This is a genomic window from Flavobacterium cupreum, from assembly GCF_003996965.1.
GTDB lineage: Bacteria > Bacteroidota > Bacteroidia > Flavobacteriales > Flavobacteriaceae > Flavobacterium > Flavobacterium cupreum.
The window spans coordinates 1-1278 of the sequence record NZ_QWDM01000045.1 but is presented as its reverse complement, the minus strand read 5'-3'; the positions used below and the strand labels follow the sequence as shown (position 1 = coordinate 1278).

Below are 1278 nucleotides of genomic sequence, written 5' to 3'. Positions count from 1 at the left end.
GACATGTGGGCACCTGGCGGCTTCGCCCCCACCGCATGGAAGATCGATGAACCCGAATTTGACGCAGTTGATCGTGTGCTTCGAGCCGATGCCGGAGCCAAGGGTTGAGGGGAGGACGACGCACCGGCTTATCGACATCCTGGTGCTAACGATCTGCGCGGTCGTGGCCGGCGCCGACGATTGGGAGCATGTGGCGATGTGGGGCGAGGAGAAGATCGACTGGTTGCGCCAGTTCGTGAAACTCGACCACGGTATCCCTTCGCACGACACGATAGGACGGGTATTCAGCCTGCTTGACGCCGACTGCTTCCAGGCATGTTTCGTACGATGGGTTTCGGCGACGTGCACTTCGCTCGCGGGCGAAGTGGTCGCCATCGATGGCAAGACGATGCGCGGCTCGCAACGCCGCCGCTTGGGCAAGAATGCCATCCATGTGGTGAGCGCCTTCGCCAGCGGGCGCGGCATCACGTTGGGGCAACTGAGCACGGATACCAAGTCCAACGAGATCACGGCAATCCCGAAGCTGCTCGACATGCTCGATGTTAGCGGTAGCACGGTAACGATCGACGCCATGGGCTGCCAGGTGGGCATCGCGGCAAAGATCGTGGAGAAAGGCGCGCATTATTTGCTCGGACTCAAGGGAAATCAGGGCAAACTGGCCGAGCAGGTCGAAGATTTCTTCGACATCGCCGAACGAGAACGCTATCGTAATCTTGATGCGGTCGAGGACATCGTCCACGACAAAGGCCATGGCAGGGTCGAGACGCGCCGCTGCGTGGCGCTGCCGGCCCGGCATCTCGAGAACACCGATGCGTGGAGCGGCTTGGGCAGCATGGTGATGGTGGAGTCGATGCGTTTCATCGATGGCAAAGAGAGCTGCGAGAAGCGCTACTACATTAGTTCGATGGCGCCCGACTCGCGCGCCATCGGCGCCGCCATCCGCGCCCACTGGGGCGTTGAAAACCAGCTCCACTGGCGCCTGGACGTGACGTTCGGAGAGGATGCCTGCCGCGTGCGCGTTGGCAACGCCGCCGAAAATTTCAACGTGGTCCGGAAAATCGTCATGAATCTCCTAAAGGCCGACACCTCGCGCAAGCTCACCATGGCCAAGAAGCGTCAGCTTGCCGCACTCAACACCAATTTCCTCGGCGATGTGCTCGGACTACGCTCGAATTCTGAATTTTGATGCAATTGCCCTGATGGTTCTATGCCGTTTTGAGTGAAATTGACACGGCGGCAGCGGCGTGGTTCTGCCAAATCGAGTGGATTTCCCCCCCC

At 60.2% G+C, this 1278-nt stretch carries 1 protein-coding gene; it reads left to right on the top strand.

Going from position 1 to position 1278, the window contains the following annotated elements; all coding sequences use genetic code 11:
- Positions 1-1186: ISAs1 family transposase (locus D0817_RS24705; protein ID WP_238160954.1), on the top strand; the 1186-nt coding region annotated here is incomplete at its 5' end.
- Positions 1187-1278: the final 92 nt, after the last annotated feature.